This is a genomic window from Gracilibacillus sp. HCP3S3_G5_2 (assembly GCF_052063305.1).
GTDB lineage: Bacteria > Bacillota > Bacilli > Bacillales > Amphibacillaceae > Gracilibacillus.
Map to the genome: position 1 here is coordinate 1 of NZ_JBQHXU010000024.1, position 17,821 is coordinate 17,821.

The 17,821-nt window shown below is 36.1% G+C and carries 19 protein-coding genes and 1 pseudogene; 5 read left to right on the forward strand and 15 right to left on the reverse strand.

Going from position 1 to position 17,821, the window contains the following annotated elements; translation table 11 throughout:
• Positions 1 to 105 precede the first annotated feature (105 nt).
• From ACTNEP_RS20070 to ACTNEP_RS20090, 5 genes and pseudogenes are all read right to left on the reverse strand, one after another.
• Positions 106 to 276, reverse strand: a pseudogene (locus ACTNEP_RS20070) (cytochrome c biogenesis protein CcdA); the annotation flags it as partial.
• Positions 276 to 923, reverse strand: coding sequence for a hypothetical protein (locus ACTNEP_RS20075; RefSeq protein WP_145524155.1), 648 nt, complete (start codon positions 921 to 923; stop codon positions 276 to 278). The gene ACTNEP_RS20075 and the pseudogene ACTNEP_RS20070, both read right to left, overlap by 1 nt.
• 304 nt (positions 924 to 1,227) lie before the next feature.
• Positions 1,228 to 2,526, reverse strand: coding sequence for an IS91 family transposase (locus ACTNEP_RS20080; protein WP_441163738.1), 1,299 nt, complete (start codon positions 2,524 to 2,526; stop codon positions 1,228 to 1,230).
• Between the two features lie 98 nt (positions 2,527 to 2,624).
• Positions 2,625 to 4,205 carry a DNA primase family protein gene (locus ACTNEP_RS20085; protein ID WP_441163739.1) on the reverse strand — a complete coding sequence of 527 codons (1,581 nt, stop codon included), beginning with the start codon at positions 4,203 to 4,205 and terminating at the stop codon, positions 2,625 to 2,627.
• Between the two features lie 124 nt (positions 4,206 to 4,329).
• Complete coding sequence (locus tag ACTNEP_RS20090) at positions 4,330 to 4,614, reverse strand: hypothetical protein (RefSeq protein ID WP_026675551.1); 285 nt, start codon at positions 4,612 to 4,614, stop codon at positions 4,330 to 4,332.
• Between the two features lie 844 nt (positions 4,615 to 5,458).
• On the opposite strand from ACTNEP_RS20090, the gene ACTNEP_RS20095 reads away from it, so the two are divergent.
• Both ACTNEP_RS20095 and ACTNEP_RS20100 read left to right on the forward strand, forming a co-directional pair.
• Entirely contained in the window at positions 5,459 to 5,755 is a 297-nt protein-coding gene (locus ACTNEP_RS20095; RefSeq protein ID WP_441163740.1) for a hypothetical protein, read from the forward strand.
• Positions 5,737 to 6,120: a hypothetical protein gene (locus tag ACTNEP_RS20100; protein WP_134230501.1), complete on the forward strand. Its 384-nt coding sequence runs from the start codon at positions 5,737 to 5,739 to the stop codon at positions 6,118 to 6,120. Before ACTNEP_RS20095 ends, ACTNEP_RS20100 begins: the two co-directional genes overlap by 19 nt.
• A gap of 18 nt (positions 6,121 to 6,138) precedes the next feature.
• Here the strand turns inward: ACTNEP_RS20100 and ACTNEP_RS20105 are convergent, their stop codons facing one another.
• From ACTNEP_RS20105 to ACTNEP_RS20130, 6 genes are all read right to left on the reverse strand, one after another.
• Positions 6,139 to 6,456, reverse strand: a complete 318-nt coding sequence (locus ACTNEP_RS20105) for a hypothetical protein (RefSeq protein WP_441163741.1) — start codon at positions 6,454 to 6,456, stop codon at positions 6,139 to 6,141.
• A 231-nt stretch (positions 6,457 to 6,687) separates the two neighbouring features.
• A complete protein-coding gene (locus tag ACTNEP_RS20110) occupies positions 6,688 to 7,221 on the reverse strand; it encodes a DUF7507 domain-containing protein (protein ID WP_134230527.1) in 534 nt (177 codons plus the stop codon).
• Positions 7,166 to 7,342, reverse strand: a complete 177-nt coding sequence (locus tag ACTNEP_RS20115; protein WP_441163742.1) for a hypothetical protein — start codon at positions 7,340 to 7,342, stop codon at positions 7,166 to 7,168. Before ACTNEP_RS20115 ends, ACTNEP_RS20110 begins: the two co-directional genes overlap by 56 nt.
• Before the next feature lie 38 nt (positions 7,343 to 7,380).
• The gene (locus ACTNEP_RS20120) at positions 7,381 to 7,569 is read right to left on the reverse strand and encodes a hypothetical protein (RefSeq protein ID WP_441163743.1); all 189 of its coding nucleotides are present in this window, start codon (positions 7,567 to 7,569) and stop codon (positions 7,381 to 7,383) included.
• Positions 7,570 to 8,026: 457 nt separating this feature from the next.
• Complete coding sequence (locus ACTNEP_RS20125; RefSeq protein ID WP_441163744.1) at positions 8,027 to 10,063, reverse strand: DUF7507 domain-containing protein; 2,037 nt, start codon at positions 10,061 to 10,063, stop codon at positions 8,027 to 8,029.
• Positions 10,064 to 10,159: 96 nt separating this feature from the next.
• Positions 10,160 to 10,924 carry a hypothetical protein gene (locus ACTNEP_RS20130; RefSeq protein ID WP_441163745.1) on the reverse strand — a complete coding sequence of 255 codons (765 nt, stop codon included), beginning with the start codon at positions 10,922 to 10,924 and terminating at the stop codon, positions 10,160 to 10,162.
• A 360-nt stretch (positions 10,925 to 11,284) separates the two neighbouring features.
• On the opposite strand from ACTNEP_RS20130, the gene istA reads away from it, so the two are divergent.
• The gene (istA, locus tag ACTNEP_RS20135) at positions 11,285 to 12,838 is read left to right on the forward strand and encodes an IS21 family transposase (protein WP_441163751.1); all 1,554 of its coding nucleotides are present in this window, start codon (positions 11,285 to 11,287) and stop codon (positions 12,836 to 12,838) included.
• Positions 12,835 to 13,605: an IS21-like element helper ATPase IstB gene (gene istB / locus ACTNEP_RS20140; RefSeq protein ID WP_441163746.1), complete on the forward strand. Its 771-nt coding sequence runs from the start codon at positions 12,835 to 12,837 to the stop codon at positions 13,603 to 13,605. The genes istA and istB overlap by 4 nt, the downstream gene beginning before the upstream one ends.
• Here the strand turns inward: istB and ACTNEP_RS20145 are convergent, their stop codons facing one another.
• From ACTNEP_RS20145 to ACTNEP_RS20155, 3 genes are all read right to left on the reverse strand, one after another.
• Positions 13,606 to 13,959 (reverse strand): hypothetical protein, encoded by a 354-nt coding sequence (locus ACTNEP_RS20145; protein ID WP_441163747.1) that lies wholly within the window; start codon positions 13,957 to 13,959, stop codon positions 13,606 to 13,608.
• Between the two features lie 343 nt (positions 13,960 to 14,302).
• Positions 14,303 to 14,635 (reverse strand): hypothetical protein, encoded by a 333-nt coding sequence (locus ACTNEP_RS20150; RefSeq protein WP_441163748.1) that lies wholly within the window; start codon positions 14,633 to 14,635, stop codon positions 14,303 to 14,305.
• 334 nt (positions 14,636 to 14,969) lie between these two features.
• On the reverse strand, positions 14,970 to 15,302 hold the full coding sequence (locus ACTNEP_RS20155; RefSeq protein ID WP_134230447.1) for a hypothetical protein: 333 nt from the start codon (positions 15,300 to 15,302) through the stop codon (positions 14,970 to 14,972).
• A 267-nt stretch (positions 15,303 to 15,569) separates the two neighbouring features.
• On the opposite strand from ACTNEP_RS20155, the gene ACTNEP_RS20160 reads away from it, so the two are divergent.
• Complete coding sequence (locus tag ACTNEP_RS20160) at positions 15,570 to 17,255, forward strand: glycosyltransferase (RefSeq protein WP_441163749.1); 1,686 nt, start codon at positions 15,570 to 15,572, stop codon at positions 17,253 to 17,255.
• 97 nt (positions 17,256 to 17,352) lie between these two features.
• On the opposite strand, the gene ACTNEP_RS20165 is transcribed toward ACTNEP_RS20160, so the two are convergent.
• On the reverse strand, positions 17,353 to 17,821 hold a 469-nt coding region (locus ACTNEP_RS20165), incomplete at its 5' end, for a tetratricopeptide repeat protein (protein WP_441163750.1).

Below are 17,821 nucleotides of genomic sequence, written 5' to 3' on the forward strand. Positions count from 1 at the left end.
TTTCCAAATGGATGGAGCCACCTTTAATTCGGTATTTACTTTTTTGGCTCTAAACAGAAGATATAATAAAACTGAAAATTACGACATTATTTTTGCAACACTAGTGATTTTTCTATTCTTATTACCTTGTAATTCCTTTACACTAATGCCCGTTATATACGACATATAGGCTGGGAAAATTGGCAAAACACATGGCGATAAAAATGATAAAGCACCAGCTCCTATTGCTAATAGCATTCCTACCAGTAGCATCGTATCAGTCTCAATAATACCCATTATGTAGCCCCCCTTCTTATTTTATAAGTTAAAATACCGACGCTCATTACTAAAAACAATCCAACAAACCATGGTGCCATGATATAACCAAAGACCGTCACAAAAGGCTGAACAAATCCTAAAATAAGCATACCAATCGACCAAACTATAACAATGACCGTCAACATCTTCAAAGTAGTAAAACGCTCCCGTAACAAAAAGAATATAGCGATTAAAATGGATAATAAAATTAAATATCCCAATGCATAGAAATTATCCACTACAACGAATTGAATAAACTCATATACAAACGAACTAATAAGAAATAGATGGACAAAAGAATCCAATAAGGGAATTACTTGCATGTTTTTTTGTTTCGATTTATATAGAAGCATTAATGCTATTGATACAATAGCAAAATAAAATGATTTTGAGTCACTCGGATAAGCCAAAATGGATAAAGGATCCGATATAAAAGTGGAAAGGTTTATTAAGATTTTCCCAATCCAAATAAAGATTACAAAATTGAATAATTGCGATATTATTTCCTCTACCTGTAATTTCTTTTGCTCTCTAGTTAAGTCACTTAACAGATAGAAGGATAGAAAGCCTACTGCGAAACTTAGAGCAATTATACCAATTGCTGTTAACTTACTTGCTATAGCCATCGTATTTCCTCACTTTCAAACTCCGTCTAATGTACCTTACCCTTCCAATGTGAAAATTTGATGAAAGTTACATTTAACATTTCATAAAAATAAGAAAAACCGGGCATAAACCAGCCCGGTCCTTTCTGTTTGCCATGACTAGAGGACATCGGATAATTTATATTCCTGTCCATGTATTCCTTTATAATACTCCGGATACATTTCTCCTTCACATTGTTCACAGCTGAATCTTGGTGGAGTGGTTGGATCTCCACCATCCATCAAATCAAACTCTTCTACTACGTTATACGGAATCTTTTCTTCTTCATGACACGTTAAACAATGATAGTTGACGTATGTCTTCTTCGGGCGTAAGTGGTCGGTTCCTTTTTTCTTCTTCCCTTTTTTGCGTTTGTTGGTCTGCGCGATAGTGAATCACCCTTTCTAAATAATTCTTTGCTTCTTTCGTTAATGCAATCTTTATTTCTAATTTTCCATCCTCAAGACACACTTCTCCCTTGTATTCATAGTAGTTATCACAATGTGGACACACAAGTGGATCCTTTTGACCACTAGAAATAATACGCTCTCTCCATGTTTGACGGCGTATTGTCTTCTTTACTTTTAATATCCAGCGTCTTGTTCCTTGTTGCCATGTAGCTAACAGCTTTTTGCTTAAGCTCTTACTTCTTCTAGAATACATACCATAGTGACGAATTGTCTTGAATTGTTCATCAGGAATATGGCGGGTTAACCGAATAATAAATTCTTCCACTGTTACCGTTTCATGTTTTTCCTTACCATCTACTTTATCAATAGAGTTGAAAGTCACATGTTGACCATCATATTCTTCGATACGATTGATCCCAATCGCTGGTCGACGAATATAACGGCCAATATAACGTAGTTGATCCTTCACCTTTCCTCTTTGTTTTGGGGCATACACATAGAAGCCTTCCCCATTATTGGAAAAAGCCTTTTGGAGTCTTGGTTGGATTCTTTTCTTTTCTCTATTCGGTAAGTGTTTACGAATGAACTTCAACACCACCGTCTGCCATTGTTTCCGAAGCATCGCAAATGGAATAAAGTCATACGTCTTCCACTCTCCTTTGTCCGTAATTCCACCCATTGTCACTAACATATGGACATGTGGGTTGAAATTCACTTTTGACCCAAACGTATGTAAGCCAGCTATTATTCCTGGTTTCACTTTTGCCTTCTTTTGAAAATATCCCGTAATTAACCTTGCAGCCTCATCCATGAGCGGTTTCAAAAGCTCCCGGTGCCATAGAAAGATATCCCGTAAATTTTCATCTATTGTAAAAATTACATGGCGATGGTTTACTTGTAACACATCTTCTGTAAGGATACGACTCCATTCTTCGCTTTCTCCTACAGAACAGGTCGTACAAAAACGTCCTTTACATCGAAAAGGGACATGTCGCACGTCATTGCATCCTTCACAAACATAGAGTTTGAATCCTTTTTTAGGGTCCCCACAGTCACGAAACTTTTCCACCTCTTTGATGACAATTGGACGGATTCGTTCTCCATATTTATTCTTAAATGCTTCCCAATGTTGATGCTCATCAAAAAAGATTCGTTTTAAGATGTTTTTCTCCATATACTAAAAATACCACAGCGTGAAACACTGTGGTAGAGCCAAAATTTTTATACTTTCTTATCTTTAAATTAAAGACGGGTTTAATACCCGTCTGCAATTTAAATTTCATCAAAATCAAGTAGTTTTATACCCTTCCAAGACTTAGTCCTTCTACTGTTATTCATTTGGCTACGTTTAACCAGATTACCATATATACTTTCAATTTTTTTATTAAACTTTGTTTGACTTCCCGCAATGTGTCCATTTTGTTCACAGAAATTTTGCCATGCTGTAAACAGATTAATACGCGCTGTCTCAGCATCTGGATTAAATTCGCAATGTTCATTCATGAATTTCATTACAGGATTATTCTCTTCTCTGTATTTTTGGACTAGTTCACTAGATTCCCTACTTTCTGTAAACTTAAAATTATTTTCATGTATCAATCTTCTTAGTCCGTCTAGAATCCAAAGCAGGATAGCGTCCTTCTCTTTGTATAATTTTTCCTTCAGATGAGGGTCTTTTTTTGCAGGTACATGCTTAAAAGGGATAATACTTAACCTGTTGTAAAAAGCATCACTAGTATCTTTACTGTAATTATCCGGTAGACCATTTGTGGAGAAAACAAACTTTGCTTTATTATAAAACTCAAATACTTGTCCATATGGTCTTCGTGCAGATATCCTATCATTCCCGGTAGCCGCTTTTAAATAGCCATTATCTTTAATTCCTTTAGCGGGTAGATCAGCAAATATATTGACAACCTTCCCAAACAATTCTGCTTGTTTGTACTCATTATCAGACAAGTCTTGTAATGGAATGTGTGATTTAGCATTATCGGTTAAGAGATTCTCTAGAGTTGCTGTGATAAAAGTACTTTTCCCTGCATCTCCCGGTCCATCAAATATGAAAATCATCTTTTTGGAATCTGTTAATGGAGTTAAACAATACCCTACCATTTCCTGCAGCAGCATTTGAAGTTCTTTATCCGGTACTGCACTATTAATAAACTTATTGAAGTTTTCTCCATTAGCGTTGGGATCATAGTTTGCTTGTATTTGAATTGTAGAATAGTTATCTATTGAGTGACCTTTAGTGAACTCCCAAGTTTGTAAATCAAATGTTCCATTTAGAAGATTTAACTTAAAGGGATACTTATTTATTTCGTGCGGAAACTTATTAATTCGACTATCTATCTTCCACAATTGAACAACATCATTTATAACCTGCGACTTAGCATATTCAGGTGTTAATAACTCTTTTACTATCCCCTTATCCTCATTTTCATTCGCTGGTCTATACACCCCATTATCAAAAAAATATAACTTTCCCGTTGAATTGATGACAGGAACATTTTTTATGAGGTATTCCGACAAAAAACCTCTATGTATATAACTAAAGCCTTTATCTGATTTCCTTAAAAATGGGCCAACAAATCTAACTTCATTATCTATGTATTCTAACTTAAATCCTTTCGGCCCAATATATTCATTTCCGTCTTCGTCGTATAAGACACTCTTCCAGATAGGGAGATTTTCTGTGTCTTTTATTGAGACTTGTTTTAAATCCTTTTTTTCATATTCTTCAACTTTTTTATTTAGTTCCTCAGTAGAAACTGATATTTCTTGATTGTTTTCTCCATCAATATTACCCCAATTTGGTGGTGTAACTTTGTTTTTAAATTCTTTAGATGTAGCCATATTACATCACTCCCCTTTCCTCATTACACAGGGTTTAGGAGTGTATATCGTGTTTTATATGTATGCTTTTTATTGTGTTGTGAAGACCTGTTAGATGGCTTAAAAATACATGCATGTTGGTAGTTTAATCTCTTCTAAGTTCAACTCCTTCAGGAGCCTTAACAATTGTCCAACCTTTAATTAGAAATAAAGGTAATTTATTTGTGGTACCATATCTGCTAACCTTTTCAAATTGATAATAATCCCCCACTTTTTTTCTTAATATGAAATACTCTTGACCATTATATTGATTAGATTTAAAGAAATTAACTAGATACCCTTCCTTATACAAATCAATTTTATTCTTTCCCCATAATTTTTTTGCTTCCACTACTTCTCCGGTTTTAAAATTCGGATAATATTTTGGCAATGCTCTCACCTCCTTTTTACTTTACAACGTTTCTATTAAACAAAGATAGATGCTCACCTGCTAATTCTTCTTATAAAAATTAATATTTTAATATTTGAATTAGCTTTATGGATATATTGATACTAAGGGTATTTTACTGGGGGAATCTTTGAGAGCCGTTTTGTACGGAAATAAAGGGAAATTTCGAAGCCTTTTATAATAATTCTGTAGATTCTTTTTTTTCTTAAATACCACACCAACTAAAGTACTTATGTTAAAACCGAAAGCAAATACAGTCACAGAAAGAGATCATATACAGATAGCAAAAGTTGTAGATTACTCAATTAGAAATTACTTTCAATAATTAGATAATCAGAGGCAAAAACATTGAATTTGTTTGGATTTTCTGACTTCCATCATGGTTATATGGATGTTGGGGTTATTAGTGACTATACTTGAGACAATTACATAAAAAATTCCAACAAGATTTAGATATCAATTGTGTTAAAAACATAACACCTTTTGTTTATAGAAACCAACTACCCCAAGTGATATAACCTTTAAGTACATTTTTTACAGATATTCACTGCGCAGTATATTTGTACGCAGCAATTGACTTTCTATTATTTATATTCGTCAACACGAGTTCCGTAGTATTTAGGATCCAATATTACATACAATAAAATAACTTTAGTAAAAATAATTATGTACCTACAATGTACAGTTTTTTTCAGCAAGTTTATTCAGGGAGATTAAGACAAGAAAAAGTGTACTTTTACGATTTTTCACCTAGATTAAGTTCTTTTAAGACTAAATTCTAAAACTTGTACATAGTATTGTAATAGTAAAAGTCGAGGTGAATTAAATGATGGATATATCAGGTATTCCGAGTAAAGAAGACTGCCCAGAATATGAAGAAGTACTATTACAACTTCTAGAGTCAATCGTAAAAAAAGAAATGGTTTTATCACAGTTAATTATAGAAAAAACTAGTCAAATAGATGAGCTAATCAAAAAACAACATACATTAAGCCCTGAATATTACCATTCCTTAAAGCGATTAAGTGAATCTATATTAATGCAAGAGTGGCTACTTTATACAAAAATTAACAAAATCATGACTTTACAAGGAGAGGATGTAAAATGGATTCGAAATCCCTAATTAACCAATATTTGCACTCATTGGTTCATAGTAAAATATCTACTGACCAACTTCTAAATAGTTTGAATCAATTAAAAGAGAACAACAAAAATCCTGATATAAACATAAACCAAACCATTGACAATATATATGAAATTCAAAAATTAATCATAAAAAAGGCTGAAACCGTTGGTATTGAAACTCCTTATGGAAGTAATGTGACTAAATCCAATAAGGGACATGTAACGGTCTACCTTGAAAAAGTTCGAAATAGTAATATGTTGTTTTACAGTAAACAATCTCATCCTGGATGGGTTAATGAAGTTATATCAGTTAAAACAACTAATCCCAGTCCTCCATGGAAACCCCAAAAAGGTGACTCATAAAAGCCACCTTTATAATGGTCAATCTTCTTTCGAACTTCTTTTTGGTTTTGGTCTATGTGTCGATGGAATTTCAAGGACATTCTCTAATTTGAATTGAAGAATCATTTCCTTTTTTATAATTGTTTGTAATGTTCGCTCTACCCCTCTGTTCAAATCAATTAAATCCTCAATATTGCAAGCTAATTGGATACCTTTTTGGATTTTTTCCCCTTCTGCATTAATAATGTGTGATAACCCTATTTCCTCCAAAGCAATAGATGCGAGTAAAAGATTTATCATGTCCTCACGATCTAGATCAATATTGGGTTTTATATCTGGATTGTTAGGCATTGACATAAGTATTACCTCCTTTTGTTATTTATATGTTCAAGTAAATATATGTAACGGTTAGCTTGTATTACAACCAGATTTTATCAAAATATCTTATGATTAATAGGTATTATAATAAAAGGATAAACAATGGAAATATACATTTCTAATGTTTATCCTTTTTGAAATATGTCAAACACCTACTAGTGTATACTGACTAAAAATTGGTTCGCCTATTGGAATAAAATTTTATTCTTCTTAAGGCAACGGTGGGAAAATAAATTCTTCGGATTCTCCCGGTTGAAGAATAGGAATCGTCCCTATTGTTCCTAGTACGTTATCTTCAATAGTAATATTGGTAATTGGGATTCCTCCAATGTTTGTAACAATATATTTAAATTGCGCGGTCATTCCTATGGGAAGTGTTGGTCCGGGTGGTGTGGGTGCAGGTATGAATGTTTCTCCGCCGTCAACGGAGACAAGCTTTTCTATAATCATAGCTCCTACTACTCCTACATAATACGCCGGATCGCAATCCATAACCGTTATATCTTCATAATCTCCATTTACCCTAGCAGTATTGACTCTCTGCCCTTCTTGCCATGTGCCTGTACTTTCAACATTAAAAGACTCACCTGGTGCTAAGGTTGTTGTTGGGATCGTGATTGGTCCTAAGACGTTATCCGTTAACGTTATATTTTCTAGTGGGACATTTCCTATATTCGTTACGATATATCTAAAAACAGGATCTGTTTCCTTGTGGAATGTTAGGTCCCTGTGGTGTATTCGCATTAAAGAAGGCCACTCCTCCGTCTGTGGATACTAACGTCTCTAAATTGATAGCAGGTCCTTCTTGTAAAGGTTGGATGAGTTGACCATTTTGCAAACGCACGTTTTGTGATGGTGTTGCCATATAATAAACTCCTTTCTATTTAAGTTACAATACGAATTTTACGAAGACGGCGTATGGTAAGCAATTGCTGTTGCAGTCAAAGATTCACCATTAACGAACCCTGTTGCTGTAACGATGTTTTGGATTGGTTGGGGTGTTGGTACAAATGGCGTTGGTACATTTGGCGTTTCTAAAATGTCCTCTAATTTAAATTGAAGAAGCATTTGAGTTTTTAGAACGGTTTTCAAAGTGCGATTGACACTCTCATTTACATTCACAAGCTGGGAAATGTTTGTGGCAGCTAAGTCGTTGTTAGGTAACGTTCCAACAACTGCTTGAACCTTTTCTGCTTCAGCGTTAATAATGTGTGCTAGCCCAAGTTCTTCAAATGCTACTGATGCTAATAATAGGTTAATGACATTTTCTCAGTGATGTCAATCGTGGGTGTAACGTTAGGAATATTAGGAAAGCTCATCGTAAAATCACCTCATTTATTTTGTTTTTTTATATATTATGAAAAGCAGTACTACCCGTAATAGGTAACAAACCTAATCTATGTTTTTTTATTTATAAAGAGGCTGTTATTACGTAAATACTAGATTTATATACACATATGTTTGCTTAAAAAAAAATAAAAATTTCTTAGTTAGGAAAGGAAAGATGCCTACATAAAGGTTAGACCTTATGAGGTATCTTCTAAATTTCCTAAGGTGTAATGGTAAATACTTGAACATCTCCAGGGTTCATACTTGGAACATTAGCTATGAAGCCGTATACATTGTCAGTTACTATAACGTTTTGTAAAGGTACATTACCGGTATTGGTTACTATAAATCTAAATTGTGGTGATACACCTTCTGGTAATAAAGGTCCAGGTGACTCATTTGCAGAAATAAACGTTGCTCCATTATCTACAGAAACTAATTTTTCAATTGTAATCGATGGATTGAGCTGCTCTTGACCAAAGTAATAGGCTTGATCTGAATCCGTTACGGTCTGACCTTCATAATTTCCTGTAGCAGTAACAGTATTGACCTGTTGACCTAGAGCCCATGTTCCTACTACAATAAACTGCTGGGACGCTCCTGGTGCTAAGCTTGGTATAACAGCTATCAGTCCAAATACGTCATCAGTTACTAGGACATTGGATAGGGTTACGTTACCAATATTAACTACTGTAAATCTAAACACTGGGTTCGTTCCTTGAACAACATTTGGTCCTGGAGGGTTATCCGCATCAAACCAAGTTACTCCGTTATCAGGGGAAACCTCCTTTTCAACATCGATTGCTGGTACTGCTTCTTCAACTCCCACCCAATATGCCGGGTCTGTGTCACTAACCGTTATACCGTTAAATGTTCCTGTTGCCGTAGCCGTATTCACCTGCTGACCTAGAGCCCATGTTCCTATTACAATAAACTGTTGTGACGCTCCTGGTGCTAAACTTGGAATCGTTGCGATTAAACCAAGAACATCATCTGTTACTTGAACATTGGTTAAGGTTACATTACCGGTATTAGTAACTGTGAATCTGAATTGTGGGTTTGTTCCTTGAACAACGTTTGATCCCGGAGGATTATCTGCATCAAACCAAGTTACTCCATTATCAGGAGATACCTCTTTTTCAACATCGATTGCTGGTGTTGGAGCTTCAACTCCCACCCAATATGCCGGGTCTGTGTCACTTACAGTTATACCATTAAATGTTCCTGTTGCCGTAGCCGTATTCACCTGCTGACCTAGAGCCCATGTTCCTACTACAATAAACTGTTGTGACGCTCCTGGTGCTAAGTTTGGAATAATCGCTATCTGTCCCAATACGTCATCAGTTACTTGAACATTGGTTAAGGTTACATTCCCGGTATTCGTTACTGTAAATCTAAACTGCGGGTTCGTTCCTTGAACAACGTTTGGTCCTGGAGGATTATCTGCATCAAACCAAGTTGCTCCGTTATCAGGAGATACTTCTTTTTCAACATCGATGGATGGAACTTCAGCCTCAACTCCTACCCAATAAGCTGGATCTGTGTCTTCAACCGTTTGACCGTTAAATGTTCCTGTTGCCGTAGCCGTATTCACCTGCTGACCTGGAGCCCATGACCCTACTACAATAAATTGTGCTGTTTGACCTGGATTTAAAATACCACCAACAGAGATTTGACCCAATACATCATCAGTTATAGATACGTTTGTTAGTGTTACATTACCGGTATTCGTTACTGTAAATCTAAATTGTGGATTGGTTGGACTAATAACACTTGGTCCCGGAGGATTATCTGCATCAAACCAAGTTACTCCGTTATCAGGAGATACCTCCTTTTCAACATCGATTGCTGGTGTTGGTTCTATAACTCCCACCCAATATGCCGGGTCTGTGTCACTAACCGTTATACCGTTAAATGTTCCTGTTGCCGTAGCGGTATTAACTTGTTGTCCTAGAGCCCATGTTCCTACTACAACAAACTGTTGTGAAGCTCCTGGTGCTAAACTTGGGATATTTGCTATTAATCCTAGTACATCGTCTGTTACTTGAACGTTGGTTAAAGTTACATTCCCTGTATTAGTTACCGTAAATCGAAACTGTGGGTTTGTTCCTTGAACAACGTTTGGACCTGGAGGATTATCCGCATCAAACCAAGTTATTCCGTTATCATTAGATACTTCTTTTTCAACATCAATAGCTGGGGCTGCTAACGTTTCTGGGTTAGGTGATACATAAACACCAGCAGTACCAGAGGTCATACTGAATTGCGTTGTAAGTGAATACCAACCACCAACGAAGCGACCATTACTTAAGGACGAAGTACCCCCTATGAATAAATTATCATACTCAGGTGCTTAAGCTTGTGGTGCTCCAGTTGTTAACCAATACCCTGTAAAAAATCCACCTCCACTCCAATCACTACCACCAATGATAAGAGGGCCCTGCCCATCGTTTAAACGTGGCCCTTGAGGGTAAGGGGGTGCTGGCGTAGTGCCTCCACCGGATGAATTGATATTACCAGCCACATTGATAAAGTTCGTTGGGGTTAAACCGCCTTGTGGAACAATCGCACCACCACTTTGGAAATTTACTGTGCCTTGATATCCATTGGCAGGATTTGCATCCGAATCCCATCGAAGGATAAAGACATCACCAGGATCACCAGTAATGTTTATTTTACTTGAAACAGAAAAGCCTGATGTTACATTAATAACAAATACCTCATTTATATTATTTTGGGTATTCAGTCCATTCAATGAAGTAGATGAAACACTTTCAAAGCCTGGGGTAACAGGTAATGCGTTAATTTGTTGAAATGCACTTACAAGGTCTGCTTCTAAAGCTGCAATACGCGCCACTTCATTTGTAGCACCAGACGCTTGAATCGGATTATTGTTGACAATTTGTTGCCAAGCATCCAGTGTAGCCGCATTCGTATAGATGGTACCAGCATAAGGAAAGTTACCGGAAGTTCGTTCATCAGCCTGAAGACCATCAATTGCAACATCATCAACATAACCCGGGCTTGCTGCTTGCCAGTTTGCATCGTCTCTACCATCTGCAAAGAAGAACAGATAGTCAGTTAAGTTTCCTAAATTTACTCCGCCGATTATAGGCATTTAAATTCCTCCTTTTCATTTAAGAGTTAAAAACTACTACTAGGCCACAATAATGTGGTAAAAAGCATTATCGGAATCTGATACAGTTTGACCTTCAAAAGTTGCAGTTACTGTAGCAATATTTTCAAAGACTTCTATATTAGTGTAACTGCTAAACTATAATAGACCATTTCTGCTAGATAAGAATGGACACTTTTTTGGGGGAGTATTTGCATTTGAGAGATGCTGCCCCGGGGAGGGGCAGCATCTCTCAAATGCATCGCGGCGGCCGTTGCCCAATAAAAATTCGCTTCATTACGATATAATCATTTATGTTGATTATATGTAATGGGGGAAAGAGAAAAGGTGGAAATTCTAGAAATGTACATGAAGATCAAGCAATTAAAAGAACAGGGATTTAAGATACGGCGAATTGCCAGAAAGCTTGGAGTATCAAGGACAACAGTGTATAAATACCTGGAGAAGTCACCGGAGGAAATTACGGAGTGGATGGCATCCACCAAAACGCGAGTCAGGAAATTGGATCCATATGAAATGCTTATTCACACGTGGCTTAGTGAACATCCTGACCTTTCGGCATCACAGATCCATGACTGGCTGAAGGAGAGATTTCCCAAGTTAGTCGTTGGAGACAGCACAGTGAGAAGTTATGTCAAAGACCTTAGAAATAAGTATGATATTCCTAAAACAGAGCCTAAACGTGTCTATCAGGCTATTCCTGATCCGCCAATGGGCGAACAGGCGCAAGTTGATTTTGGGGAAACAAAACAGAAAACGTCTCAAGGTAAGGTAATCAAGCTATACTTTATCAGTTTCGTGCTTTCGCACTCCAGATATAAATATGTAGAGTGGTTGGACAGGCCATTTACCACAAAAGATGTGATTCAAGCGCATGAACATGTATTTCAGTATTATGGCGGCATCCCCTATGAACTTGTCTATGACCAGGATTCCCTGCTCGTAGTGAGTGAGAATGCAGGTGATTTAATACTGACAAGTGAGTTCCAGGCTTATCGCGATGAGCGTAAACTTAAATTTTTTATCTGTAGGAAAGCCGATCCGGAGAGCAAAGGGAGAATTGAAAATGTGGTTGGCTTTGTAAAGAAAAATTTCGCTAGAAACCGAGTATTTCAACACATAGACAAATGGAATGATGATTGTTTAGCATGGCTGGAGAGAACAGGAAATGGGAACGTGCATAATACAACAAAAAAGAGACCGGCTGAAGTGTTCAAATTAGAGAAGCAACACCTCAGACCGATCACCAAAAAAATTTCTATAACAAGTATTGCCTCAAGTATAACAAGAACGGTGCGAAAGGACAATACGATTATGTATGAATCCAATCGCTACTCGGTTCCTCTTGGTACCTATGAAATAAATAAAGAGGTCATTATCGAGGTAACAGATGGAAACCGTTTAGTTATACGAGAGCAATCGGATGGGCCGATTATTGCAGATCATCTCATTTCTACTGAAAAAGGAAAACTTATACAGGCTACCCAACATATGCGGGATCGTTCCAAAGGCATTCCAGCTTATATTGCCACTGTTTCCGAAGGGTTTGAGGATAAGGAAACAGCCACGGCTTTCCTGGAGGAGATTCAACAAAGATATCCGCGTTATGTGAGAGATCAGTTAAAGATGGTATTAAAAGCTTCTCAGTCGGTGGATCAAGCCATCCGAAACGAAGCGTTATCAGAATGCGTAAAGCGAGGATTATACAGCGCAACAGAGTTTCGTGATGTGGTGGCATTCGTTCAGCGGCAGCATCCATCCGATTCCGACCAAACAGCTGCAAGTGAGGAAATCAAAACACTGCATTACGTTGATCCGGCATTATTAAACACAAAGGCAGAGACAAGGGAATTGGATCGCTATTTAAATGTGTTAAAAGAAGGTGTAACGGTATGAAATATTCTCTTGAACAGTTACAACAACAACTTCGTTCTTTAAGGCTATCAGAGACGGCAGCACATTTGCCTTCTCTGATTCAGCAAGCTGAATCAGAAGATTGGACATACCGGACTTTCTTACATCATCTAACTGCATATGAACAGAAACGCCGCGAAGAGAAACAAATTGAAAAACGTTTGAAATGGGCAGCATTCCCTACTTACAAAACGATAGAGGCGTTTGAGTTGGATGAACAACAATCCTTAAGCAAAAAACAGCTCCAGCAACTAACCGAGTTTACATGGCTGGACCAGCTGTACAATTTAATTATTTTGGGCCCTCCGGGCGTGGGGAAAACTCACTTAGCAACGGGATTAGGAATAGAAGCAATCCACCAGGGTTATAAGGTTGCCTTTATATCCATGGGTCAACTTATTCATACGTTAAAGACGGAGGAAGTTACAAGAAAGTCCCAGACAAGGATGAAACGCATCCGGGGCGCCAATCTCGTCATCATTGATGACTTAATGTTCATGGCAATGGATACACGCGAAGCAAATCTATTTTTTCACCTGATCAACGACCTTTATGACAAGGCGTCAGTAATATTAACATCAAATAAAGGGCCGAATGAATGGGGAGAATTATTAGGAGATCCCGGACTAACAACAGCCATCCTGGACAGACTTTTACACCGTGCAGAAGTACTTCATTTTCAAAATGATGACAGTTATCGGATGAAACATCGTTCTTCTATTTTTATGGAAAAAAGTGTCCAGAATTAATTAGCAAAAAGTGTCCATTTTCACTTGACGGTTACAATTAGGTGGTGTTGGTCCTACTGGAACATCTAAAATGTCTTCTAATTTAAATTGAAGAAGCATTTGTGTTTTTAGTGCAGTTTTCAACGTGCGATTGACACTCTCATTTACATTCAAAAGCTGGGAAATATTTGTAGCAACTACGTTACTGTTTTCTGGTAAAGTTCCAACCACAGCTTGAATTTTTTCAGCTTCAGCATTAATAATGTGTGCTAGTCCAAGTTCTTCGAATGCCACTGAAGCTAATAGTAAGTTAATGACATCTTCTCTAGTAAGGTCAATCGATGGTGTTACGTTTGGGATATTTGGAAAACTCATATAAAATCACCTCATTTCTCTATTTGCTATCAGTATATGAAAGCAAGTTTTGCCCGTTAGGTATAGTAACCTATTCTTTGTCCAATTTCATAAAAAAGAGGCTTACAACCCTAACCTTCAAAAGTATATGACTTATGTAATGTCCCAAAATAAATAATCCAATTAGTAAACAATACACATAACACGACACATCTATATACGAGAATGGAATAGGACATTTATTTCCTATCATATGGTTATGTGAAAAGCACAGTTTATCTTTTTTTAATGGTTATTTTTTTCCATAAGAAAAGACATCGCATCCTAGTGCAATGTCTCTCTTAAAATTTATTGTAAATAACGATTATACAGTGCCATTACCGTTTTCACCGTTACCATTGTCTGCGTCTAATATGTCTTCCATCTTAAATTGAAGAAACATTTGGGTTTTCAATGCAGTTTTTAATGTTGGGTTTACTGTTTCATTGATTGTAATTAAATCATCAATGTTTGTAGCGGCTACATTAGTGTTTTCTGGTAAAGTACCAACCACCGCTTGAATTTTTTCAGCTTCAGCATTAATAACATGAGCTAGACCTAGTTCTTCAAATGCGACAGAAGCTAATAATAGATTAATGACATCCTCTCTGTTGATATCAATAGAAGGTGTTACGTTTGGAATATTTGGGAAAGACATTTATCAATCACTCCTTTAGATTTTATATATGTAAAGTATTCATTAAAAGGATTATGGATTGGGCAAGTAACTATTAATAGTGCCTAATTATGAGAAGAGATTAAAGATTAAATTGGGAATCTTATTGTATGGAATAATTAATATGTTCATCCTTAAATAATTGGGTCGTCGTAAACAATACACATAACACGACACATCTATATATGAGAATGGAATAGGACATTTATTTCCTATCATATGGTTATGTGAAAAGCACAGTTTATCTTTTTTTCCACAAGAAAAGACATCGCATCCTAGTGCAATGTCTCTTCTTAAAATTTATTGTAAATAACGATTATACAGTGCCATTACCGTTTTCACCGTTACCATTGTCTGCGTCTAATATGTCTTCCATCTTAAATTGAAGTAACATTTGGGTTTTCAATGCAGTTTTTAATGTTCGGTTTACTGTTTCATTGATTGTAATTAAATCATCAATGTTTGTAGCGGCTACATTAGTGTTTTCTGGTAAAGTACCAACCACCGCTTGAATTTTTTCAGCTTCAGCATTAATAACATGAGCTAGACCTAGTTCTTCAAATGCGACAGAAGCTAATAATAGATTAATGACATCCTCTCTGTTGATATCAATAGAAGGTGTTACGTTTGGAATATTCGGGAAAGACATTTATCAATCACTCCTTTAGATTTTATATATGTAGAGTATTCATTAAGAGGATTATCGATTGGGCAAGTAACTATTAATAGTGCCTAATTTTGAGAAGAGATTAAAGATTAAATTGGGAATCTTATTGTATGGAATAATTAATATGTTCATCCTAAATAATTAGGCCGTCATTTATAGGGGGCTAGAATAATATAAAAAGGAGTAAGTTCGTGACATCTATATCACGTTTTAGGTCTAAACCTATTAGAAAGAATAGAAATAATACAGTTGAAAAAAGAAGGAGGCGACTACATGCCAACTAGTTGGATTCAAGCTATACCTGAAATAATGGAGGAAGTTGAAAGATTCAAACCTAATTCCATATTGGACATTGGTATTGGGTTTGGTAAATATGGAGTTTTATTACGGGAGTCATTGGAACTTCCCTATGAGCGTTATAGTAAATCAGATTGGAAGGTTAGATTGGATGGTGTTGAAGCATTTACAAACTATAAAAACCCCATTCATGAACACGTTTATGACAAGGTGTATTATAGAAATGTTACTGAATGTATAGATAGGTTACCAGATTACGATGTTGTATTGTTGGTGGATGTACTTGAACATTTTGATAAAGAGGAAGGGAAAGAGATATTAAAAAGAATTATGAAACATACAAAAAAAGCGTTAATTATCTCAACCCCGCTTTATCCCGATGTACAAGGAGAATATTTATCAAATAAATATGAGGAACATAAAAGTAGATGGTACCAGGTTGATTTTGCAGATTATGATTTTGATTATAAATTACTTCGTATTGGCAAAAATGGAGCACAAATCTTTATAATTCAACCACCGGCAAAAACTCAAAGAATATTTCCAATTGATAATATTTCTACAGCACTTAAAAAGCGAGAATCTAAAAATCTAACCATTGGTTATTTTCTGCCACACAAAAATTTAACTGGCGGACTTAAAATGCTCCTTGAACAAATGAAGCATTTACGTAAACTGGGGCATAAAGTTTACGCTTATTATAAGGGGCAAGGGCAAGAGGGGGATGGAGCTTTACCACCGTGGATGAGACTTCAAGTAGATAAAGAGATTATCGTTCCAAAGGAGCATTCATTTGCCTCTTATTTGGATGATTGTGATATCGGAGTATGTGGGTGGCTAGACCAAATGGAAGAGCTATCGAATGTAAATATTCCTGTCGTTTATTGGGAACAAGGAAATGAATATTTGTTTGGGCAGAGCTTAAATGAAAACCTTCGTTCCTATTTAGAGCGCTGTTATCAACAACCAGTAGCTCTAACCAGTGTTTCTCCTATGATTTCTACTATTATTGAATCCCGTTTTGGACGAAAAGCTCCTGTTATTCCAAATGGGATAGATACAGATTTTTACTATCCAGGCAAACGACCTAATGAAAATAGTATTCTTCTTGTTGGTAATCCAAACCTTATGTTTAAAGGGTTTGATGTGGCCCTACAAACGTTAATACGCGTTTGGCGAGCAGGATATAAATTTAAAGTGAAATGGGTCTGCCAAGTCAAACCATCACTTGATCAGGTTCCATTTCCTTTTCCTATTGAGTATGTAGTAACACCGACTCAAGAAGAATTAGCAAAATACTATCGTCATTCGGATATCTTCTTATTTACATCTTGGTTTGAAGGATATGGTATGCCACCACTCGAAGCTATGGCCTCGGGAGTACCTGTGGTTTCTACATCCTGTGGTGGGATTGATGTATATGCTCAAAATGGAGTTAATTGTATTTTAGCCGATCCAGGTGATATAGATCAATTAGCTAAAGGAGTGATCTACTTCTTAAATGATGAACAGGCTAGAGATAATTTTTCAGAGAAGGGAAGAGATACAGCTTTACGTTTTTCATATTCAAAAGTAATTGAACAATTAGAGAATTATTTGTATAGCCTTGCTCATTATAAAGATACTAGCCGGTCCTGATCGTAATTATAATTTTAGAAACAAAAAAGGGTATCCGTTGTATTGCGATACCCTTAATCGTCATATAGCATTTAGTGTTTATATAAACAACTATCTCTTAACCATTTATATTGTCACTCTTAAAACCTAGTTCTTGAATAATTTTATATATAGATTGTAGAGTATCACCATGAAAATGCTTCTTGAGGTAACTGAAAACTAATGTTTTATCCTCCTTCAAATATACTGTGAGTTTTTCCAGTGTTTCATTATATTGTGGTGCTATAATCAAAGAATTTATTAGTGAAACGATTGCTGCCTCTTTTTTGTTAAGCTTTTCTTGGCAAAGACTTATATAGTACAAGGCCTGAAAAGATCCCACCCCTTTTAGAATTAAATACTTACGATTTTCCTCGCCCATATTTATACAGTTATTAAAGCACTGAATTGATTCTTCATACTTCTTAAGATTAAATAAAATCACTAGTGTTGCAAAAATAATGTCGTAATTTTCAGTTTTATTATATCTTCTGTTTAGAGCCAAAAAAGTAAATACCGAATTAAAGGTGGCTCCATCCATTTGGAAA

Coding starts and splice junctions, on each gene's coding strand:
- ACTNEP_RS20100 (WP_134230501.1), top strand. CDS start 5,737: ATGGATTCGAAATCCCTAATTAACCAATATTTGCACTCATTGGTTCAT.
- istB (WP_441163746.1), top strand. CDS start 12,835: ATGAAATATTCTCTTGAACAGTTACAACAACAACTTCGTTCTTTAAGG.
- ACTNEP_RS20145 (WP_441163747.1), bottom strand. CDS start 13,959: ATGAGTTTTCCAAATATCCCAAACGTAACACCATCGATTGACCTTACT.
- ACTNEP_RS20110 (WP_134230527.1), bottom strand. CDS start 7,221: ATGCGAATACACCACAGGGACCTAACATTCCACAAGGAAACAGATCCT.
- istA (WP_441163751.1), top strand. CDS start 11,285: ATGTACATGAAGATCAAGCAATTAAAAGAACAGGGATTTAAGATACGG.
- ACTNEP_RS20095 (WP_441163740.1), top strand. CDS start 5,459: ATGATGGATATATCAGGTATTCCGAGTAAAGAAGACTGCCCAGAATAT.
- ACTNEP_RS20105 (WP_441163741.1), bottom strand. CDS start 6,456: ATGTCAATGCCTAACAATCCAGATATAAAACCCAATATTGATCTAGAT.
- ACTNEP_RS20080 (WP_441163738.1), bottom strand. CDS start 2,526: ATGGAGAAAAACATCTTAAAACGAATCTTTTTTGATGAGCATCAACAT.
- ACTNEP_RS20155 (WP_134230447.1), bottom strand. CDS start 15,302: ATGTCTTTCCCGAATATTCCAAACGTAACACCTTCTATTGATATCAAC.
- ACTNEP_RS20130 (WP_441163745.1), bottom strand. CDS start 10,924: ATGCCTATAATCGGCGGAGTAAATTTAGGAAACTTAACTGACTATCTG.
- ACTNEP_RS20125 (WP_441163744.1), bottom strand. CDS start 10,063: ATGACCTCTGGTACTGCTGGTGTTTATGTATCACCTAACCCAGAAACG.
- ACTNEP_RS20115 (WP_441163742.1), bottom strand. CDS start 7,342: ATGGCAACACCATCACAAAACGTGCGTTTGCAAAATGGTCAACTCATC.
- ACTNEP_RS20085 (WP_441163739.1), bottom strand. CDS start 4,205: ATGGCTACATCTAAAGAATTTAAAAACAAAGTTACACCACCAAATTGG.
- ACTNEP_RS20150 (WP_441163748.1), bottom strand. CDS start 14,635: ATGTCTTTCCCAAATATTCCAAACGTAACACCTTCTATTGATATCAAC.
- ACTNEP_RS20075 (WP_145524155.1), bottom strand. CDS start 923: ATGGCTATAGCAAGTAAGTTAACAGCAATTGGTATAATTGCTCTAAGT.